This is a genomic window from Maribacter corallii (assembly GCF_047345415.1).
In the GTDB taxonomy this organism is placed as follows: domain Bacteria; phylum Bacteroidota; class Bacteroidia; order Flavobacteriales; family Flavobacteriaceae; genus Maribacter_C.
The window spans coordinates 1-2,873 of record NZ_JBLFEP010000016.1; the positions used below are offsets into that span (position 1 = coordinate 1).

The 2,873-nt window shown below is 32.8% G+C and carries 2 protein-coding genes; both read left to right on the forward strand.

Annotation, left to right across the window (positions count from 1 at the left end):
- Positions 1-2,552 (forward strand): aminotransferase class V-fold PLP-dependent enzyme (locus ACKWCA_RS23890; protein ID WP_413980770.1); only part of this gene is annotated, 2,552 nt, incomplete at its 5' end.
- A 20-nt stretch (positions 2,553-2,572) separates the two neighbouring features.
- A partial coding sequence (locus tag ACKWCA_RS23895) for a hypothetical protein (protein WP_413980771.1) occupies positions 2,573-2,873 on the forward strand: 301 nt, incomplete at its 3' end.

Sequence of the window (2,873 nt, forward strand, 5' to 3'; positions counted from 1 at the left end):
TTCAATTGGCCAAGGAATTTTACAAGGCATGGGGCAAAGTTCAATTGGTGAATATCTATGGTTCTACGGAAGTAGGGGCCGATGCCACCTATTACAATGTAGATAGGTATTATGTGGAGGATATATTAAGATACTTTACAAAACAAGAGAATATATTAAATCAGACCGAAAAGAATAATTTTAATAGTTCAATAACAAAACCAGATGTCGATATTGCCCATTTAACGAAAAAGTTTCAAACCTCTCAGATTCCCGAATATCCTTCCAGTACCGAAGAATACTATTCAAATTTTGAAAAAAATATATTGCCATATTCAATAAACACAGCTTCTCCTAAATTTATTGGACACATGACCTCAGTTTTACCGGATTATGTGCATGATATGAGTAAATTAATATCTCAATTAAATCAAAATCTTGTAAAAATTGAAACATCTAAATCTCTTACTTTTATGGAACGTGAGGCTATCGCAATGCTTCATCAGTTATTTTATTCGTTTCCCGAAAATTTTTATCAAGAACACATTCAAAAATTAAATTCTAATTTAGGAATAATAACGAGTGGAGGTAGTACTGCCAATATTTCTGCCCTTCTAAATGCAAGGAATAAGTTACTTTTTGAAAAAAACAACATAAATGAGAGTATATATCATATTCTAAATTCAAAGGGTTATGACGATTTAGTTATATTAGGAACCAGTTTATTGCACTACTCGTTTGATAAAGCTTCTTCTCTTTTAGGTTTTGGCACCAAGAATATAATTCATGTAAATGACACACCAGAAGGTGTTATTGATTTAGATGACTTACAGGACAAGATTGATTTTTGTAAAGAGCAAAAACTATTGATTGTAGCACTGATTGGAATTGCAGGGGCCACAGAAACAGGTCGGATTGACCCATTACGAGAAATGGGAGAGATTGCTAAAAAGAATAACATTCATTTTCACGTTGATGCAGCTTGGGGTGGATTATTAAAATTTTCTGATAAATATGCTCCGCTAATTAGAGGGATTGAGTTGGCCGATACCATTACTTTTTGTGGACATAAGCAACTTTTTTTACCTCAAGGCATAAGTGTTTGCCTTTTTAAAAATCCTTATCATCTTAACTATAATTCTACACTAGCCAGGTATCAAGCGACTGCAAATTCATTTGATTTTGGACGTTATACACCAGATGGTTCTCGTTCTGCATTATCTCTTTGCCTCCATGGTGCTTTAAATATCTTCGGAAAAAAGGGATATGGACTTTTATTGGAAAAAGGAATCGGTTTAGCAAATATGCTTGCCGAAATAATTAGAAGAACGAAAGGACTAGAATTAATTTCTATTAATATCAACATTTTGAATTACAGGTATATTCCAATTAAATACCGTTGTACTGAAGCTTATGAAGAAAAGGAAGTATTAGAGATAAATGAAGTAAATAGCAGAATTCAACAAAAACAATTTTTTAGGGGTAAAACTTTTGTGTCGAAGACGACTGTGAAGCATAACAATGTTGATATCGTTGTATTTAGAACTGTACTTTCTAATCCGCTAACTACTAAAAGTGACCTTGAAAGCGTAATTCTCGATCAATTCGAAATTATAGAAGAACTCTTCGATGAAGAAAATAAATTACCCTTAGAAGTTGATAAGAATGTGGATCTTGAGTCGTTTGAAAAAGATGGATTCTCTGAATTAGAGACCAAAATTATTCCAATAGGAAAGCCAATTTCAAATACGGAAATACTAATTTTAAATAGATATGGTGAATTACAGGTTAGAGGTTTCATTGGTGAAATCATTATTAATGGTGATGGTTTAGCTTCAGGTTACACCAATACGAAATATAAAACATCTTCTCTTAACTACGTTTCTATTGCGGGTAAATTGTTCCGCCGTACAGGTGATCTTGGCAGGTATTTACCTGACGGTAATATTGAATTTTGTGGAAGGCTAGACCGGCAAGTAAAATTAAGAGGACATAGAATCGAATTAGGGGAAATCGAAGCCTGTATAAATGAATATGAATTGGTTGGATTAAGTGCAGTTGTAATTTCTGCTATCAACTCTTCAAAAAAACTTGTCGCTTTTTATCAAGCCAGACAGGAACTAAATGTTGCTGAACTGATTGAGTTTTTAATGAAAAAATTACCTATTCATATGGTACCGGTAGATTTTATCTGGCTAGAAAGCATCCCAATTATGTCTAATGGTAAAATTGACAGAAAATTATTACCTAACCATGTTTTGAATGCAAGAACGAATTTTGTTTCCCCAACAACTGAAACTGAAAAAAAGCTACAAGAAATTTGGTCCAATATATTGAGTCTTGATAAAAATACTTTTGGAATACATTCAATCTTTTTTAGTCTTGGGGGTCATTCTTTGAATACTATTGTTCTATCTAATGAAATCTGGAAAATATTTAAAGTTAGGATATCCTTAAAAGAAATTTTCCGTAAAAACACTATTTCTGGACAAGCTAAGTATATAGAGGCAAACCTCTGGGCTCAATCTGGTCCAGACTATAGTGGAATTACAAAAAACAAAGTTGTCATTTAGTATAGAAAATGGAATACTTCATGGAAGCATTATTACTAGAATTAAGGAATAACAATATTGATATTACAGTTATTGATGGTAAAATTGAATTGAATATACCAGAAGGACTTGAAGTATTGGACCTGATTGAAAGAATTAGAGTTAATAAAAAAAAATTGTTAGAATATCTTGAGGAAAATTGTTTAACAAGAAAAAATATTCAAAAGGCCCCTTCAAGAGATTATTACGATCTATCGGCCGCCCAAAGGCGATTGTACTTTCTCTATGAGATGGACAGGTCCTCGTTGGCGTACAACCTGCCCCGACTTATCGAATTGAAGG